Source organism: Delftia sp. 60 (assembly GCF_002754395.1).
GTDB classification, from domain to species: domain Bacteria; phylum Pseudomonadota; class Gammaproteobacteria; order Burkholderiales; family Burkholderiaceae_C; genus Comamonas; species Comamonas acidovorans.
The window spans coordinates 899,028-916,629 of the sequence record NZ_PEFD01000001.1; the positions used below are offsets into that span (position 1 = coordinate 899,028).

The 17,602-nt window shown below is 69.8% G+C and carries 16 protein-coding genes; 10 read left to right on the forward strand and 6 right to left on the reverse strand.

Annotated elements, in window-relative coordinates:
- Nucleotides 1-84: 84 nt before the first annotated feature.
- From CLV01_RS04100 to CLV01_RS04110, 3 genes are all read left to right on the forward strand, one after another.
- Nucleotides 85-1,320 carry an alpha-hydroxy acid oxidase gene (locus tag CLV01_RS04100; protein ID WP_099734929.1) on the forward strand — a complete coding sequence of 412 codons (1,236 nt, stop codon included), beginning with the start codon at nt 85-87 and terminating at the stop codon, nt 1,318-1,320.
- 51 nt (nt 1,321-1,371) lie between these two features.
- Nucleotides 1,372-2,358: a tripartite tricarboxylate transporter substrate binding protein BugE gene (locus CLV01_RS04105; protein ID WP_099734928.1), complete on the forward strand. Its 987-nt coding sequence runs from the start codon at nt 1,372-1,374 to the stop codon at nt 2,356-2,358.
- Between the two features lie 138 nt (nt 2,359-2,496).
- Entirely contained in the window at nt 2,497-3,000 is a 504-nt protein-coding gene (locus CLV01_RS04110; protein ID WP_012202723.1) for a carboxymuconolactone decarboxylase family protein, read from the forward strand.
- Between the two features lie 15 nt (nt 3,001-3,015).
- Here CLV01_RS04110 and CLV01_RS04115 read toward each other — a convergent pair whose 3' ends face one another.
- The 5 genes from CLV01_RS04115 to CLV01_RS04135 form a co-directional block, all read right to left on the reverse strand.
- On the reverse strand, nt 3,016-3,996 hold the full coding sequence (locus CLV01_RS04115; RefSeq protein WP_180288355.1) for a Bug family tripartite tricarboxylate transporter substrate binding protein: 981 nt from the start codon (nt 3,994-3,996) through the stop codon (nt 3,016-3,018).
- Nucleotides 3,997-4,038: 42 nt separating this feature from the next.
- A complete protein-coding gene (tcuB, locus tag CLV01_RS04120; protein ID WP_016454009.1) occupies nt 4,039-5,244 on the reverse strand; it encodes a tricarballylate utilization 4Fe-4S protein TcuB in 1,206 nt (401 codons plus the stop codon).
- A gap of 141 nt (nt 5,245-5,385) precedes the next feature.
- On the reverse strand, nt 5,386-6,801 hold the full coding sequence (gene tcuA, locus CLV01_RS04125) for an FAD-dependent tricarballylate dehydrogenase TcuA (protein WP_099734927.1): 1,416 nt from the start codon (nt 6,799-6,801) through the stop codon (nt 5,386-5,388).
- Between the two features lie 87 nt (nt 6,802-6,888).
- Nucleotides 6,889-7,851 (reverse strand): LysR substrate-binding domain-containing protein, encoded by a 963-nt coding sequence (locus CLV01_RS04130; protein ID WP_012202727.1) that lies wholly within the window; start codon nt 7,849-7,851, stop codon nt 6,889-6,891.
- A 100-nt stretch (nt 7,852-7,951) separates the two neighbouring features.
- Nucleotides 7,952-8,758: an IclR family transcriptional regulator gene (locus CLV01_RS04135; protein WP_099734926.1), complete on the reverse strand. Its 807-nt coding sequence runs from the start codon at nt 8,756-8,758 to the stop codon at nt 7,952-7,954.
- A 163-nt stretch (nt 8,759-8,921) separates the two neighbouring features.
- Here CLV01_RS04135 and CLV01_RS04140 point away from each other — a divergent pair, with 163 nt between their 5' ends.
- Genes CLV01_RS04140 through CLV01_RS04165 form a run of 6 tightly spaced genes read left to right on the forward strand, consistent with a single transcriptional unit; the run spans nt 8,922 to nt 15,385 of the window.
- Nucleotides 8,922-9,959 carry a tripartite tricarboxylate transporter substrate binding protein gene (locus CLV01_RS04140; RefSeq protein ID WP_099734925.1) on the forward strand — a complete coding sequence of 346 codons (1,038 nt, stop codon included), beginning with the start codon at nt 8,922-8,924 and terminating at the stop codon, nt 9,957-9,959.
- 56 nt (nt 9,960-10,015) lie between these two features.
- Nucleotides 10,016-11,515: a class I adenylate-forming enzyme family protein gene (locus tag CLV01_RS04145; protein WP_099734924.1), complete on the forward strand. Its 1,500-nt coding sequence runs from the start codon at nt 10,016-10,018 to the stop codon at nt 11,513-11,515.
- 31 nt (nt 11,516-11,546) lie between these two features.
- On the forward strand, nt 11,547-12,332 hold the full coding sequence (locus CLV01_RS04150) for a citryl-CoA lyase (RefSeq protein WP_016449571.1): 786 nt from the start codon (nt 11,547-11,549) through the stop codon (nt 12,330-12,332).
- Between the two features lie 48 nt (nt 12,333-12,380).
- Complete coding sequence (locus CLV01_RS04155) at nt 12,381-13,547, forward strand: CaiB/BaiF CoA transferase family protein (RefSeq protein WP_180288356.1); 1,167 nt, start codon at nt 12,381-12,383, stop codon at nt 13,545-13,547.
- 36 nt (nt 13,548-13,583) lie between these two features.
- On the forward strand, nt 13,584-14,597 hold the full coding sequence (locus tag CLV01_RS04160) for a Bug family tripartite tricarboxylate transporter substrate binding protein (protein ID WP_099734922.1): 1,014 nt from the start codon (nt 13,584-13,586) through the stop codon (nt 14,595-14,597).
- Between the two features lie 11 nt (nt 14,598-14,608).
- A complete protein-coding gene (locus tag CLV01_RS04165; protein WP_099734921.1) occupies nt 14,609-15,385 on the forward strand; it encodes an enoyl-CoA hydratase in 777 nt (258 codons plus the stop codon).
- An 8-nt stretch (nt 15,386-15,393) separates the two neighbouring features.
- On the opposite strand, the gene CLV01_RS04170 is transcribed toward CLV01_RS04165, so the two are convergent.
- The gene (locus CLV01_RS04170; protein ID WP_099734920.1) at nt 15,394-16,320 is read right to left on the reverse strand and encodes a LysR substrate-binding domain-containing protein; all 927 of its coding nucleotides are present in this window, start codon (nt 16,318-16,320) and stop codon (nt 15,394-15,396) included.
- Between the two features lie 103 nt (nt 16,321-16,423).
- Between CLV01_RS04170 and mnmA the strand changes: the two genes are divergently transcribed.
- A complete protein-coding gene (gene mnmA, locus CLV01_RS04175; RefSeq protein ID WP_099734919.1) occupies nt 16,424-17,542 on the forward strand; it encodes a tRNA 2-thiouridine(34) synthase MnmA in 1,119 nt (372 codons plus the stop codon).
- Nucleotides 17,543-17,602: the final 60 nt, after the last annotated feature.

Consider the following 17,602-nt stretch of genomic DNA (forward strand, 5'->3'; position numbering starts at 1 on the left):
AGTGCATTCTAAATAATCCACTTTCATTCAATGGATACGCGGCCTACAGTGGCGCCGGTTCCTGAACATTCCGAGGTCCGCACCATGGCCGCCATCGCTTCCTCCTCTGCCTCTGCCTCCACGCATTCGGCATCCGCCCTGCCGGCGCCGCGCGCTCCGGCCGTGCTGCGCCGCATGCTGTCGCTGCATGATTTCGAGGAGGCTGCACGCCGCACGCTGCCCCGGCCCATCTTCGGCTACATCGCCGGGGCGGCAGAGGACAACGCCTCGCTGCGCGACAACCGCGAGGTGTTCGGCGAATGGGGCCTGACCACGCGCGTGCTGGCCGATGTGTCGCAGCGCTCGCAGGCCGTGGAGCTGTTCGGCGAGCGCTATGCCAGCCCTTTCGGCATTGCGCCCATGGGCATCAATGCGCTGTCCACCTACCGGGGCGACCTGGTGCTGGCCCGCGCGGCCCAGCGCGCGGGCATTGTGTCGGTGATGAGCGGCACTTCGCTGATTCCCATGGAGGAGGTGGCGCGCGAGAGCCCGGCCACCTGGTTCCAGGCCTATATCCCCGGTGACCAGGCCCGCATTGACGCGCTGATCGACCGCGTGGAGCGCGCAGGCTTTCGCACCCTGGTGGTGACGGTGGACATACCGATCTCCGCCAACCGCGAGAACAACATCCGCACAGGCTTTTCCACGCCGCTCAAGCCCAGCCTGCGCCTGGCCTGGGACGGCATGGTGCGCCCGGGCTGGGTGGCCGGCACCTTCCTGCGCACGCTGCTGCGCCACGGCATGCCGCATTTCGAGAACTCCTTTGCCACGCGCGGCGCGCCCATCATGTCGTCCAGCGTGATGCGCGACTTTTCGGCACGCGACCACCTGAGCTGGCGCCACATCGAGGCCATCCGCCGCCGCTGGAAGGGGCCGCTGGTCATCAAGGGCGTGCTCAGCGTGGAGGACGCGCTGCAGGCCCGACGCGTGGGGGCCGACGGCATCGTGCTGTCCAACCATGGCGGGCGGCAGCTCGACGGCGCGGTGTCGGCCATGCGCATTCTTGAGGACGTGGTGGCGGCCCTGGGGCCGGACTATCCCGTGCTGATCGACGGGGGCTTCAGGCGCGGATCCGATGTGCTCAAGGCCGTGGCGCTGGGCGCGCGCATGGTGCTGGTGGGCCGGCCCTTCAACTATGCCGCCGCCGTGGGCGGCGAGGCCGGCGTGCTGCACGCCATCGGCCTGCTGCGCGACGAGGTGGACCGCAACCTGGCCATGCTGGGCGCCTCCTCCTGCGGCGCGCTGGACCGCTCGCACATCGTGCGCCGCGCATCGGCCTGACACAAACCTCCACCGTCCGTTCAAAACACAGCCATTCCCAGGAGACATCCCATGAACCACTTCACTTCACGCCGCAGCCTGTGCGCCCTGCTGCTGGCCGCTGGTGCCGCACCGGGCGCCATGGCGGCCGATGCCGGCGCCTATCCCACGCGCCCTGTGCGCCTGATCGTGCCGTTTGCGGCCGGCGGCACCACCGACATCGTGGCGCGCGCGATTGCGCCGCGCATGGCAGAGGCCCTGGGCCAGCCGCTGGTGGTGGACAACAAGGGCGGCGGCGGAGGCGCCATCGGCGCGCACGAGGCCGCGCGCGCCCAGCCCGACGGCTACACGCTGGGCGTGGCCACCGTGTCCACCACGGCCACCAATCCGGCCATCAACCCGCGCCTGCCCTACAACCCGCTCACCGATTTCACGCCCATCATCAACATTGCGGCCACGCCCAATGTGCTGGCCGTGCATCCGGGCTTCAAGGCGCAGAGCTTTGCGGCCTTCGTGGAGGAGGTGAAGAAGAACCCCGGCAAGCATGCCTACGGCACGGCGGGCACGGGCTCCATAGGCCACATGCTGATGGAGCTGATGTCCAGCCGCTCGGGGCTGTCGCTCACGCATGTGCCCTACCGGGGTTCGGGCCCTGCGCTCAACGATGCGGTGGCGGGCCAGGTGCCCATCGTCTTCGACAACCTGCCCTCGGCCCTGCCCTTCATCAAGGCGGGACGGCTTACCGCGCTGGCGGTGGCCGCGCCCGAGCGCCTGGCCCAGTTGCCCCAGGTGCCCACCTTCAAGGAGCTGGGGCTGGAGCCGGTCAACCGCAGCGCCTTCTATGGCATCTACGGCCCCAAGGGGCTGCCGCCCGAGATCGTGGCGCGCCTGCATGCGGCCGCCCAGCGCGCGCTGGCCAGCCCCGAGGTGCGCCGCCAGATCGAGGACACGGGCTCGCGCGTGATCGGCAACCGCCCCGAGGAGTTCGCGCGCGAGATCGCGGCCGAGAACGCCCTGTACCGCAAGATAGCCACGGAGCGGCGCATCGTGGCGGATTGAGGGGCAGCCGGCGGAAGGGAGGATAGGGGCTGCGAAAAAATTTTCGCCAACGCTGTCACAACGCGCACGCCCCGCGCGTCTTGAAGGTATGGGCCAGCCATTCCGGCCGGCTGCTACATCCCTCAAGGAGTGTTTTCCATGACCGCTTCGTCTTCCGCTGCCACCGGCGCCCGTCCTCTTGCCGCCCCCACGCCGCGCCTGAACTTCCAGGCCGTCGCCCCCGAGCTGTACAAGGCCCAGGCCGGCATCAACGCGCTGCTCAACCAGTCCAGCCTGGGCATCCAGCTGCTGGAGCTGGTGTTCCTGCGTGTCTCGCAGATCAACGGCTGCGCCTTCTGCGTGGACATGCACACGCGCGAACTGCTGTCCCGGGGCGAGGACCTGCAGCGCATCAACAGCATCGTCACCTGGCCCGAGGTGGATTTCTACGACGGGCGCGAGCGCGCCGCCCTGAACTGGGCCGAGCGCTGCACGCGCCTGAGCCAGGCCCATCCCGAGCAGCAGGACTTCGAGGCGCTGCGCCCGCATTTCAGCGAGCGCGAGATGGTGGAGCTGACCTATGCCATCGGCAGCATCAATGTCTGGAACCGCCTGTGCGCGGGCTTTGCAGCGCCCGTGGCACGCAAGCCGATCAAGCTCTGAACGCCTGCAAGCCGCTCACTCCGCGGAGAGCTTTCGTTCCTTCACCAGCCTGCCCCACTGCTCGTATTCCTTCTTCATGAAGGCCGCGAACTCGGCGCGCGTGGTGGGCTGGGGGGTGAGGCCGTGCTTGTTCAGCGCCTCCTTGACGCCAGGGTCATTGAGTACCTTGACGATCTCGGTGTTCCAGCGGTCCAGCATCGGCTTGGGCGTCTTGCCCGGTGCCACGAAGGCATACCAGTTCAGCGCCTCGAAGCCGGGATAGCCGGCTTCGGCCACCGTGGGGATGTCGGGCATGTACGCCGGACGCGTGAGGCCCGTGGTGGCCAGCGGGATCAGCTTGCCGGCCTCGATGTGGGGCAGGGCCGTGGGCGGCGCGGCGAAGTAGCTGGTCACGCGCTCGCCCAGCAGGTCCTGCAGCGCGGGCGCGCCGCCCTTGTAGGGCACGTGCACCATGTCGATGCCCGCGCGCTGGTTGAACAACTCGCCTGCCAGGTGGGAGGCCGAGCCCGCGCCCGTCGAGGCGTAGTCCACCGTGCCCGGGTTCTTCCTGGCCTTGGCCACGAACTCGGCCAGGGTCTTCACGCCCGCGCCCTTGTGCACCACCAGCACGTTGGGAAAGTTCACGCCGCCCGAGATGGGTGCCAGGTCCTTGAAGGGGTCGTAGGGCAGCTTCATCAGGTGCGGCGCAATGGTCAGCGGCCCCACCGAGCCGAACAGCAGCACCGAGCCGTCGGCCGCCGCATTGGCCACCTGCTGGTGGGCGATGTTGCCGCCCGCGCCGCCCTTGTTCTCCACCACCACGCTCTGGCCGATGTTCTCGCCCAGCTTCTTGGCGATCAGGCGCGCGGCCGCATCGGCAGCGCCGCCGGCGGCGAAGCCCACGACCAGGGACACGGGCTTTTTGGGAGGAAAGTCCTGGGCCTGCGCGCTGGCGGCCAGTGCGAGCAGGGAGGCGGCCAGGGCGGTGGCGTGCAGGAAGTTGCGCTTGTTCATCATGGGGTTGTCTCCGTCATTGGCTGGGAATCGGGGCGGATGCGGCTAGTCGGCGCCCAGCCCGATGGGGCTGGGCTGGCGCTTTTCGGTGTTGTGGCGCAGCAGGGATGCCGTGCGGAACACGCCGTGCGCGAACTTGCCGTAGGGCAGGGTGGCGAACAGGGCGATCACCGCGCCCAGGTGCAGGCACAGCAGCAGGGCCAGGGCCGGCGTGCCGCGGCCCAGCCACAGCGCCATGCCGCTGGCCGCGACCAGGAACAGCAGGGCGATGAAGCCCAGGTCCATGGGTTTCTGGCGCGCGTCGCCATGCAGTGGGTGGCGCCTGCGGTTCAGGCGCCACAGGCCTGCGGTGCCCAGCATGAGGCTGGTGCCGCCCACGGCGCCCAGCAGCTTGGGCAGGCTGGGGAATTCGTAGGGCGCGGCCCAGCCGAACACGTAGTGGTAGACCGTGGCCAGCGCCGTGGCCGCAAAGCACAGCATGAATCCGTAGAAGGTCAGGTGGTGAAAGCGCCTGCGGCTCAGGGTGTAGGCATCGTCCTCGTTGTGGCAGCCCTCGCCGTGGCCGCCGTCCAGGTATTTGAGGCGCAGCACGTCGTGCGCGGCCTCGGCCGCCGCCGGCGTGCCCACGTCCACGCCGCCGGTGGCGGGCTTGACGTCCTTCCAGAAGCGGCGCACGCCCATGGCCAACGCCAGCACCACGAACAGGAACACGGGCGCGAAGATGCCCACCAGCAGGTTGTGCGGGAACAGGTTGTAGAAGTTGGCGCCCAGGTCGGCGCCCCACAGCCGGCCCAGGCCGCCCTGCAGGGCCACGGCCAGCACCAGGAACAGCGACAGGCCTGCGGCCAGGGCCAGCGACAGCGTGAGTCCGTTCCTCTGGTACAGGCGCCCCAGGGCGGGCGGCCAGGCGTAGTCGGCATAGGTCTGGCCGCGCACCTCGGCCATGGCCTTGGGGATGTTGATGGCGAACTCGTGCGGCGGCGCGTACTGGCAGGCATGCAGGCAGGCGCCGCAGTTGTGGCACAGGTTGGCCAGGTAGTGCACATCGGCCTTGCCGAACTCCAGCCGCCGCGTCATGGCCGGGAAGACCGCGCAAAAGCCTTCGCAGTAGCGGCAGGCGTTGCAGATCTGCAGGGCGCGCGCCACCTCGCCTTCGGCGGCCGTTTCGGTGGAAACCGGCAGGATGGGAATGACCCGGCCGGCGGCCAGGTCCTGGGCTTCTTGGGCCAGGGCGCTAATTGTGTTTTGCATATGTGTCGTCCATGGGGTTGGCTTGCCGCCCGCAGCGCTTGAAGTAGGCCTGCTCCTGACCAGGGACAGCGAGCAAGGGCCGCCCCGCAGCGAGGCTGTCGTCCCCCTTGGGGGATGGCGCGCAGCGACTCAGGGGGGTCTTCATCTCACTGCGCCGCGCACGGCGGGTTGGCCCGTGGCGGCCAGGGCTGCGTTGCGGCCCGCGATGCGGCCGAAGGCCGTGCCGATGGACATGCCCACGCCGGCCGTATAGCCCTTGCCCAGCACGTTGCCGGCCATCATTTCGCCGGCCACGAACAGGCTGGTGCTGGGCTGGCCGGCAAAGCGCACGGCCGCCGTGTCGTCGGTCTCCAGGCCCAGGTAGGTGAAGGTCACGCCGGGGCGCAGCTGGTAGCCGTAGAAGGGCGCCGTGTCGATGGGGCGGGCCCAGTGGGTCTTGGCGGGCGCCAGGCCCTCGGTATGGCAGTCGTCCAGCGCCGTGTGGTCGAAGTGGCCGACGCGGCAGGCGCCGTTGTAGGCATCCAGGGTCTGCATGAAGCGTTCCTCGTCCAGGCCCAGCTTGCGTGCCAGCTCGGGCAGGGAGTCGGCGCGCACGCCCGGGAAGACCGGCGGCATGAAGCGGCCAATGGCCTTGGCGTCGATGACGGACCAGGCGGTCTGGCCCGGCTGCTGGGCCACCAGGCGGCCCCAGATGGCATAGCGCTTGGGCCAGAAGTCCTCGCCCTCGTCGTAGAAGCGCTCGGCCTCCCGGTTGACCACCACGCCCAGCGAGACGCAGTCGATGCGCGTGCAGATGCCGCCGTCGTACAGCGGCGCGCGCGCGTCGATGGCCACCATGTGGGCCTGGGTGGGATCGCCGATGCGGTCGGCGCCATGGTCTTCGAGCAGGTGGCGCAGCAGCACGCCGCGGTTGAAGGCCGTGCCGCGGATCAGGAAGTTGTCGGACGGCCATTCGCCGCGCGCGTTCTGCCCCCAGGCCTCGCGCAGCCACTCGCGGTTGGACTCGAAGCCGCCCGCCGCCAGCACGCAGGTCTTTGCGGTGATGCGCTGCTCGCCCACCCAGGCGGCCTTGAACTCGCCGCCCTCGATCTCCAGCCGGTCCACGGGCGACGCGTAGCGCACCTGCACGCCCAGCCGTTCGGCGCTGCGGTAGTAGGCATTGACCAGGGCCTTGCCGCCGCCCATGAAGAAGGCATTGGTGCGCGCCACGTGCAGGGCGCCCGACAGCGGCGGCTGGAAGTGCACGCCGTGGCGGCGCATCCAGTCGCGGCAGGTGGAGGAGGCGCGGATCACCATGCGCGCCAGGTGCTCGTTGGTGATGCCGCCCGTGACCTTGAGCAGGTCCTGCCAGAACTCCTCTTCGGGGTAGGCCTCGACCAGCACGTCCTGGGGCGCGTCGTGCATGCAGCGCAGATTGCGCGTGTGGCCGGAATTGCCGCCGCGCCAGTCGCGCGGCGCCGCCTCCAGCAGCAGCACGCTGCGGCCTGCCTCGCGCGCCATCAGGGCCGCGCACAGGGCGGCATTGCCGCCGCCTATGACCAGGACATCGGGGTCCATGGAGTTCTCCTTGCATTCGCCATCGTGGGGATTGCGAATGTAGGGAGAACGCCGCTTGGCGGGCAGGGGCCCGCCGGCATGGGGGTATCAGTCTTCGTGATGGATGAGGGCCGTGCCAGCCCAGGCGCCGCCGCGCAGCAGCTGGCGCACGCAGTCGATCAGCACCACGCGCGCGGCCAGGGCGGCGGGCGACAGCTCATCCTCGGACAGGCTGCACAGCAAGTTGGTGCGCAGGGCATCTTTGTCCGTGATACGCGACCACTCGAAGCGCTGCGCGGCATCGGCATAGCGGCCCATGGAGGCCCAGGGCTGCACCGTGCTGCCCAGGCCCGCATCCACGGCCGCCATGACCATGGACAGCGAGTCCACCTCCAGCACCAGATGCGGCGTGAAGCGCGCCTGCGAGAAGGCAGTGTCCAGCGTGCTGCGCAGGCCGTGCAGGCCCGTGGGCAGGATCAGCGATTCGCCGGCCAGGTCGGCCAGCGCCATCTGCGGCGGCAGCGGCTCGGGGTGGTGGCCGCGTGCGCGGATCAGGAACAGCTCTTCCTCGATCAGCGGGTGCACCTGCCAGCGCCGCCCGCCTGCGCGGGCCTGACCGCCGTGCAGGCGGGCGTCGAACAGCACGGCCATGTCCAGCGCGCGCGCATTGAGCATGTCGGTCAGGTGGCCGGACATGCCCTCCACCATGTGCAGGCGCACATCGGGGTAGCGCGCGCGCATGGCCTGCATCATGGGCAGGCCCAGCATGGCCGAGGTGGTGGGCGCCAGGCCCACGCTGACCGAGCCCGACAGCCGCGCCTGCTGCGCGCTGCGCACGGCCTGCTCGGCATGGCGCAGCGTGAGCTGGGCCTCGCGGAAGAAGGCCACGCCTGCCTCGGTGGGCACCACGCCGCGCGGCGTGCGCTGCAGCAGCCGGGTGGACAGCTCGCTTTCCAGGCGGCTGACCTGCTGGCTCAGCGCGGACTGGACCATGTCCAGGTCCAGGGCGGCGCGGCTCATGGAGCCCAGTTCGACGATGCGGACGAAGTAGCGGAGTTGTCTCAGTTCCATGGGGGCGGCGCTTGTGGATGGCAGCGGCGATTGTCGGTGCAGATCGTCGGCGCAGATTCTCGGTGCAGACCGGGCGGGCCGCTGCACCGGGGGCTTGGCCTCAGATGCCGCGCGGCAGCAGGGCCGCCAGGGCCTCGCCTATCGAGCGCGCAATCAGCTTCTGGCGCTCGCCGGGCATGCGCTCCAGCGTGGAGGCCACGCTGACGGCGGCCACGGGCTCGCCTTCGGCATTGCGCACCGCCATGCCCACGGCCAGCACGCCGCGCGTGGCATGGTTGCCGATGACGGACCAGCCGCGCTGGCGCGTGGCCTTCACCAGCAGGGCCATGCGCTCGGGCGTCATGCCGCCGTACTGCTCCAGCACGGGCGCGTTGGCCGCCATCGCGGCCTGCACCTCGGCATCGGGCAGGGCGGCCAGCAGGGCCAGGCCCGCCGCTCCCACGCCCAGCGGCTGGCGCGTACCCACCTGGATCACCAGGATCTGCACCGGATGCGTGCCCACATGGCGGGCGATGCAGTGCGATGCCGCGCCTTCGCGCACGATGGCAAAGGCCGCGTCCGCGCAGCCCGCACTCACGCGCTCCAGCACGGGCTGCAGCCGCACGGCCATGTTGGGCTGGCCTGCGCTGGCGGCCGTGGCCGCCAGCCGGTGGCCGGCCGCATAGCCGAAGCGCCCCCTGTGCGCCACATAGCCGCTGTCCACCAGGGTGGACAGCAGGCGGTACACCGTGGCGCGCTCCAGCCCCGTGGCGCGGCACAGGTCAGCGACGCGCAGGCCTTCGCGGCCAGCGGCCAGCACGGCGTCCAGCACCTGCAGGCCACGGCGCAGCGTGCGGCTGCCGGCATCGTCGGCGGAGACTGGAATGTCCGCTGGCCGGACGTTTTGATTGGTGCTGCGCGAAGGCATGGAAAAGAATTTCCCGGTGATTGCAGGCAGGGCAGAAAAGGGCCTGCGTGCAGCGCGCAGTGTGCCGCAGGCCGTCGAAAGCCCACACAGACAGACATAAGCGGACACAAGCAGACATAAGCAGACATAAGCAGACATCAGAACGATCACCTGGAGACAAGACATGACCACCCCTGCCCGTTTCAATCCGTGGGCGCGCCGGCGCCTGCTGGCCTGTTCCTTCACCTGCGCACTGGCCGGCATGGCCGCCGCCACCGTCGCGACCGTGGCGTTGGCGCCCGCGCCCGTGCTGGCGCAGCCGGCGGCCTGGCCGGCCCGGCCCGTGCGGCTCGTGGTGGGCTATGCGGCCGGCGGCGCCACCGATGTGATCGCACGCCTGGTGGCCGCCCGGATGGGCGAGCAGCTGGGCCAGAGCGTGGTGGTGGACAACCGCACGGGCGCCAACAGCAATGTGGGCGCCGAAGTCGTGGCGCGGGCGCCTGCGGACGGCTACACGCTGTATGTCTACACCATTGCCAACACCATCAATGCCTCGCTCTACCCCCGGCTCGGCTATGACCCGGTCAAGGACTTCGAGCCCATCGGCCTGATCGCCAAGATTCCCAACATCCTCGTGGTCAACCCGCGCCTGCCCATACAGAACGTGGCCGACTATGTGCGCTACGCCCGGCAGAGTGCGCAGGGCATCAGCTTCGCCTCGTCGGGCAGCGGCTCGTCGATCCACCTGTCGGGCGAGATGTTCCGTCAGCTGTCGGGCCTGCGCATGCTGCACGTGCCCTACCGGGGCAGCGCACCGGCCATCACCGACCTGCTGGGCGGGCAGGTGGATTCCATGTTCGACAACGCGCCCTCGGCCCTGCCCCATGTGCAGGCAGGCAAGCTGCGCGCGATCGCCATCACCAGCGCCCGGCGCTCGGCGCTGCTGCCCGATGTGCCCACGCTGGCGGAGTCGGGCTATGCGGGCTTCGACGTGCAGTCGTGGTTCGGCCTGGCCGCCCCTGCGGGCACGCCGCCCGCCGTGATCGAGCGCCTGAACCATGCCCTGAACACCGCCCTGGCCGCACCCGAGCTGCGCCAGCGCCTGGGCGAGATGGCCGCCACGCCCGAGCCCGGCACCCCGGCGCAGATGCGCAGCTTTGCGGCGTCGGAGATCAAGCGCTGGCGCGAGGTGGTCAAGGCCTCGGGCGCCACCGCCCAGTAGTTCGGCACACGTTCGGCAAAAGCTCAACACAACCGCCCCACAAGGAGACGACCCCCATGCAACCCATTGATTTTTTCTGGCGCGCGGCCGAGCGCTGGCCGCAGCGCATCGCCATCGACGCACCGGGCGGCTGCATCCGCTATGACGCGCTGGCCCGCAAGGTGGCCGCGCTGACGGCCGGCCTGCAGGCGCTGGAGCCCGCCGTGCAAAGCCGCGTGGGCATCTGCGCGGGCAACAGCGCAGACCATATCGCCGCCCTGCTGGCGGTGATGGCCAGCGGCAAGGTCTGGGTGCCGCTCAATCCCAAGAGCACGCAGTCCGAGGTGCGCCGCATCATCGATGCCACCGAGCCTTCCATCGTGCTGTGCGATGCGGGCGGCGCTGCACTGGTGCAAGGGGCGCCGGGCATCCACCTGGTGCTGGGCGAGGGCACGGCGGCGCTGGAGCAGGCGCAGACCGGCGCTTTGCCTGGGACACCCGACCTGCCCGCCGATGCCATCCAGGCCATCAAGTTCACGGGCGGCACCACGGGCCTGCCCAAGGGCGTGATGCAGCCCTGCCGCGCCTGGATGGCCGGCATTGCCAACCAGATCCAGGCCTGGGGGTTCGATGAGCATGACCGCTACGTCATGGCCGCGCCCATCACGCATGGCACGTCCACCTACCTGCTGCCCATCCTGGCGCAGGGCGGCTGCCATGTGCTGCTGGATGGTGCGGGTGCCGAGGCCGTGCGCAGCGCCTTTGCCCTGCGCGGCGGCACCGTGTGCTTCATGCCGCCCACCCTGATCTACATGCTGATGGCGCTGCCGGGCGCCAGCCGTGCGGACTTCCCCGGCCTGCGCCGCCTCATCTACGGCGGCGCCGCCATGCCGCCCGAGAAAATCCGCCAGGTGCGCGCCTTCTTCGGCCCCGTGCTGGCCACCACCTATGGCCAGACCGAGGCGCCGCAGATCCTCACGGCCATGCGGCCCGAGGACTTCGAGGACGAAGGCCTGTGGACCTCCGTGGGCCGGGCCACCTGGTTCAGCGACCTGGCCGTCATGGCGCCCGACGGCCGCCTGCTGCCCCGGGGCGAGGTGGGCGAGGTCGTGGCGCGCGGCGATCTGCTGATGAGCGGCTACTGGCGCCTGCCCGGCAAGACGGCCGAGACCCTGGTGAACGGCTGGCTGCACACGGGGGACCGGGGCCTGATCGATGCGCAGGGCTACCTGCACCTCAAGGACCGCCTGAAGGACTTGGTCATCACGGGCGGCTTCAACGTCTATCCCGTGGATGTGGAAAACGCCCTGGGCCAGCATCCGGCCGTGCATGAGTGCGTGGTCTTCGGCATCCCCGACGATCACTGGGGCGAGGCCGTGCAGGCCGCCGTGCAATTGCGCGCCGAACTGCGCCCCGACCAGCGGCCGGACGAGGCCGAACTGATCGCCTTCGTGCGCCAGCGCCTGGGCCCCGTGCAGACACCCAAGCGCATCCACTTTCACGCCAGCCTGCCGCGCTCGCCCGTGGGCAAGCTGCTCAAGACGGCCGTGCGCGAGCTTGCGCTGGCGCCCCGTTGATCCCGCACACCATCACAAGGAGACCCTGGCCATGGCCACGCACCAACCCCCCGTCACCCGCCTGTGCACCCACACCCTCACCAGCCTGCATTACCGCGATGCCGACCTGGTCGAGGACCTGATGGGCAAGAAGACCTTCACCGAGGTGATGCTGATGCAGATCCTGGGCCGCACGCCGCGCCCCGTGGACCTGCGCATCGCCGATGTGGTGCTCATCGTGCTCATGGAGCATGGCCTCACGCCCAGCGCCATCGCCACGCGCCTCATCTACATGAGCGCGCCGGAGAACCTGCAGGGCGCCGTCTCGGCCGGCCTGCTGGCCGTGGGCAGCTCCTTCGTGGGCACCATGGAGAACTGCGCCGCGCTGCTCGACCGCATCGCCGCCGCCGCCGACCCCGAGGCCGAGGCCCGCGCCATCGCCCGGCACCACAAGGCGTTGAAAAGCCCCGTCCCCGGCTTCGGCCACCACCTGCACAAGCCCGTGGACCCGCGCGCCTACAAGCTGCTGGACATGGGCCGCGCCGAACCCGAACTGGCGGGCAGCAGAATCCGCGCGCTCGAAACCCTGTCCGCCGCCGTGGACGCCGCGGCGGGCCGGCCCATCACCATCAATGCCACGGGGGCCGTGGCCGCCCTGCTGGGCGAGATCGGCGTGCCCACGGCCGTGATGCGCGGCTTTGCCGTGATCTCGCGGGCGGCCGGGCTGGTGGCGCATGTGGTGGAGGAGCAGCAAAGCCCGTCGGGCCGGTTCATCTGGGAAACGGTGGAGGAAGCCATCCCCTACGCGGGGCATGCAGTTTCCGCGAACGCTGCGTGAAGCAATGACCGATGGACCACCGTGCGCCATGCCGCGAGCATGGAGTCCATGCAACAAACCCATGGATTGTCCGGCGCCCTCGACGGCCTGCGCGTGGTGGACCTGTCCCGCATCCTGGCGGGACCCTGGTGCACCCAGAACCTTGCCGACCTGGGCGCATCGGTACTCAAGATCGAGCGTCCCGGCACGGGCGACGACACGCGCGCCTGGGGCCCGCCCTTCGTGCAGGCGCCCGGTGGCGAGGCCGTGTCGGCCTACTTCCTGTCCTGCAACCGCGGCAAGCAGTCGGTGGCGCTGGACTTCACCGAGCCGGCCTCGCATGCCTGGCTGCTGCGCCAGATCCGCGATGCCGACGTGCTGGTGGAAAACTACAAGGCCGGCGCGCTGGCGCGCCACGGCCTGGACTATGCGGCGCTGGCCGCCATCAACCCCGGGCTGATCTACCTGTCGATCACGGGCTTCGGCCAGAGCGGCCCGTTTGCGCACAAGCCCGGCTACGACTATGTGTTCCAGGGGCTGGGCGGCCTCATGGGCTACACGGGCGTGGCCGATGGCGAGGAGGGCGCGGGCCCGCTGCGCACGGGCGTGGCCGTGGTGGACCTGATGACGGGCATGTATGCCACCAGCGCCGTGCTGGCGGCCGTGGTGCAGCGCCAGCGCACGGGGCGCGGCCAGCACATCGACCTGGCGCTGCTGGACGTGGCCGTGGCCATGAATGCCAACCAGGCGGCCAACTACCTGGTCAGCGGCGAGAACCCGCGCCGCACGGGCAACGCCCATCCCAATTGCGCACCCTACGAGGTGTTTGCCTGCGAAGACGGGCATTTCATCCTGGCCATCGGCAATGACGGGCAGTTCGCCGCCCTGTGCTCCGTGCTGGGCACGGACTGGCACCTGGACGCGCGCTTTGCCACCAATGCCGCGCGCCTGACCGGCATGGAGCAGCTGCGCCCGCTGCTGCGCGCGGCGCTGGGCCGCTGGCCGCTGCAGGCCCTGACCGATGCGCTGGACACCGCCCAGGTGCCCTGGGGCTGCATCAACACCATGGAGCAGGTCTTCGCCCATCCGCAGGTACGGCACCGCCAGATGCTGCAGACGGTGGAGCACCCGCAGCTGGGCACGCTGAAGCTGGTGCGCAACCCCATGGTGCCGGCCGGCGGCGGCGCCCAGGTGCCGCCGCCTCCCGTGCTCGGTGCGGCGCCGCAGGACCTCTGAATCCATAGACATCGACAAGCCAAGAAGGAGACAAGGATGACGAAACGCATGAAAGCACTGAAGGCCGCCGTGGCAGCCGCCGCGCTGGCGGGGATGCCGCTGGCATATGCAGCAGGGGCAGCGGGGGCGGCTGGGGCGGCAGGGGCAGGAAGCTATCCCGAGCGGCCCATACGCCTGGTCGTGCCCTATGCGGTGGGCGGCGCCACCGATGTGATCGCGCGCGTGGCGGCCCGCTACCTGGGCGAGACGCTGGGCCAGCCCGTGGTGGTGGAAAACCGCCCCGGCGCGGGCGGCAGCACGGGCTCGGCCTATGCGGCCAAGCAGCCGGCCGACGGCTACACCCTGGTGATGATGGTGGAGAGCTCGCATGCGGTGAACCCCAACGTCTACGCCAAGCCCGCGTATGACCCGGTGAAGGACTTCACCCCCATCACCAACATCGCCAACGTGCCGGGCGTGATGGTGGTCAGCGCAGGCTCGGCCTACAAGAGCGCCAGGGATGTGAGCGACGCGGCGCGCGCCGCGCCGGGCAAGCTCAACTACGGCTCCTCGGGCAATGGCGGGCTCAGCCACCTGAGCGGTGCGCTGTTCGGCAGCACCACGGGCACCACCCTCACCCATGTGCCCTACAAGGGCCTGGGGCCGGCGCTCAACGACCTGATGGCGGGGCAGCTCGATGTGGTGTTCGACAACATGCCGTCCTCGGGCGCGCTGATCGCGGGCGGCCAGCTGCGTGCCCTGGCCGTGTCCAGCCCCGTGCGCCTGCCGGCCCTGCCGGGCGTGCCCACCTATGCCGAGGCCGGTCTCAAGCCCATGAACGACATGTCCTGGTACGGCCTGGGCGCGCCTGCCAGGCTCGATCCCGCCATTCTTGCCAGGCTCAGCGAAGCCATGCGCAAGACCTTGCAAAAGCCCGAGCTGATCAAGACCATAGAGCAGCAGGGCGCCGTCGTGGACTTCCAGGAGCCTGCGCAATTCAGGCAGACGGTGGAGCGCTCCAACCGCGCCTGGTCCCAGCTGATCCGCGACATCGGATTCGAGAAACTTTGAGGAGATCTGCCGTGCATGCACAAGTGACCTTTCCCACCCCGCAGACCGCCGTGCTCACCATCACCGGCGGCGGGCCGCTGAACATCCTGGGCACACCCGTGATCCGCGCGCTGACCGCGCAATTGGCCGAACTGGCAGAGCGCCCCGATCTGCACTGCCTGGTGCTGCGCGGATCGGGCACGCGCGCCTTCGTGGCGGGGGCCGACATCCGCGAGATGGCGTCGCTCAACGCCGCCTCGGCACGCGCCTTCATCAGCGGGCTGCGCGACCTGTGCAACGCGGTGCGGCATTTCCCCGTGCCCGTGATCGCCAGGCTGCAGGGCCATACGCTGGGCGGCGGGCTGGAGCTGGCCATGGCGGCCGACCTGCGCATCGCGGCCGATGATGCCGTGGTGGGCATGCCCGAGGTCAAGGTTGGCATTCCTTCGGTGATCCACGCGGCCATGATGCCCGCGCAGGTCGGCGGCACGCGCGCCAGCTGGCTGCTGCTCACGGGCGAGAACATCGGTGCCCTGCAGGCCGAGCGCTGGGGCTTGCTCAACGAATGCGTGCCCGGCGACCAGCTGGATGCGCGCATCGCGCAAATTGCCGAGGGGCTGGGCGGGATCGGCATCGAGGCGCTGCGCCAGCAAAAGCGCCTGCTGCGCCGCTGGGAGGGCATGGGCGTGGACTCGGCCATCACCGACAGCGTGGCCGAGTTCGGCGCGGCCTTCAACACGGGCGAGCCGCAGCACCACATGAATGCCTTCCTGGAACGCAAGCAGGCCAAGGCCCAGCCCCAGCCCTGAATCCGGGCCTAGGCCTTGTCGGCCAGCCCTTTCAGAAAGCTGCGCAGCCGCTGCGCGGTGGGCGTCAGCGGCCGTTCGCTGGAGCGCACCAGCTGCAGCGGGCGCCGTGCCCAGGTTTCCTCCAGCGGCAGGCAGGCCACCGCATGCGCGGTGCCGAGCCTGCGGTAGATGCTTTGCGGAATGATGGCCAGGCCCACGCCCTGCGAGACCAGCCGCACGATGGAGGTGAAATCGTCCACGTGGATGCGGCAGCGCAGCGGCCGGCCATGGCGCTTGGCCAGCTCGCGCAGAAAGGCGTAGTTGCTGCTGGTCAGCGCCATGCCCACGAAGGCATGGGACAGGGTGTCGAAGAACCGGCAGGAAGGGCCTTCGCCGTCGTCTTGCCTCTCGCCCGGCTGGGGCACCAGCGGATGGCCGGGCGGGGCAATCACCACCAGGCGGTCCAGCGCAAAGGTCTCGCAGGCCACGGCGCCCGCCATGGGCTCGCCCGCGTAGACGCCCAGGTCGGCCTCGCCCTCGGCCACGCTGGCGGCAATCGTCTCGCTGGTCTGCTCCACCAGGGTCAGGTTCACCTCGGGAAAGGCGGTCAGGAACTCGCCGATGTGCGGGCCGATGAAGCCGTGCAGCGAGGAGCTGTTGGCCGCCAGCGTTGCCTTGCCCTGCAGGCTGCTGCCCAGCAGGGCGGCCTCGGCCTCCATGCCGTCGATGGCGGCGAACACGCCGCGCGCATGCTCGAGCATGGCGTGGCCTTCCTCGGTCAGCCGCATGCCCTTGTGCTCGCGCGTGAACAGCTGGCAGCCCAGGGCCTGCTCCAGATTGCGCAGGCGCTGGCTGGCGGCCGAGGGCGTCAGGTGCCGCGCCTGGCTGGCACGCGAGAGATTGCCGGCCTGGGCGATGGCCATGAACAGCTTCAGATCGGTCAGGTCGTAGCGCATGCGGGCGTTTCCTAGGGGGCAAGAGGGCCATTATTCCTGCTGGCGCAGGGCTGCAAAGCCCGTGGCGCGCAGCCTTTGAAGGGCGCGGGGATAATCGCTGCCCATGACTAAACACCGCGTCGTGGTGGGCCTGTCGGGCGGTGTGGACTCCGCTGTCACGGCCCATCTCCTCAAGCAACAGGGCCATGAAGTGGTCGGCATCTTCATGAAGAACTGGGAAGATGACGACGACAGCGAATACTGCTCGTCCAATGTCGATTTTGTCGATGCCGCCGCCGTGGCCGACGTGGTCGGCATCGAGATCGAGCATGTGAACTTCGCCTCCGAGTACAAGGACCGCGTCTTCGCCGAGTTCCTGCGCGAATACCAGGCCGGCCGCACGCCCAACCCCGACGTGCTGTGCAATGCCGAGATCAAGTTCAAGGCCTTCCTGGACCACGCCATGCGCCTGGGCGCCGAGAAGATCGCCACGGGCCATTACGCCCGCGTGCGCCAGAACCCCGGCACGCAGCTGTTCGAGCTGCTCAAGGGGCTGGACCCGGCCAAGGACCAGAGCTACTTCCTGCACCGCCTCAACCAGGCCCAGCTGTCCAGGTCGATGTTCCCCGTGGGCGAGCTGAAGAAGACCGAGGTGCGCCGCATTGCCGAGGAGATCGGCCTGCCCAACGCGAAGAAGAAGGACTCCACGGGCATCTGCTTCATCGGCGAGCGGCCCTTCCGCGACTTCCTGAACCGCTACATCAGCAAGGAGCCCGGCAACATCCTCGACGACCGCAACCGCAAGCTGGGCAAGCATGTGGGCCTGTCGTTCTACACGCTGGGCCAGCGCTCGGGCCTGGGCATCGGCGGCGTCAAGGAAAAGGGCGCGCCGCGCGGCGGCGGCGACCATGAGCCCTGGTTCGTGGCGCGCAAGGAGCTGGACACCAACACGCTGCGCGTGGTGCAGGGCCATGACCATCCCTGGCTGCTGTCGCAGTCGCTGCTGGCCGACCAGGTCAGCTGGGTGGCCGGCCACGCGCCCGCCGAGGGCAAGGCCTACGGCTCCAAGACGCGCTACCGCCAGCCCGACTCGCCGGCCCTGATCTCGGGCGCCACGGCCGAAGGCTTCCGGCTGGATTTCCCCGAGCCGCAATGGGCCGTCACGCCCGGCCAGTCGGCCGTGCTCTACGACGGCGACGTGTGCCTGGGCGGCGGCATCATCGCGGCGGTGGATCCGCACTGATGCAGCACTGATGCGGCATTGATGCCGGGCAGGATTCGGCCCGGCGCGTTTTGCTATCGT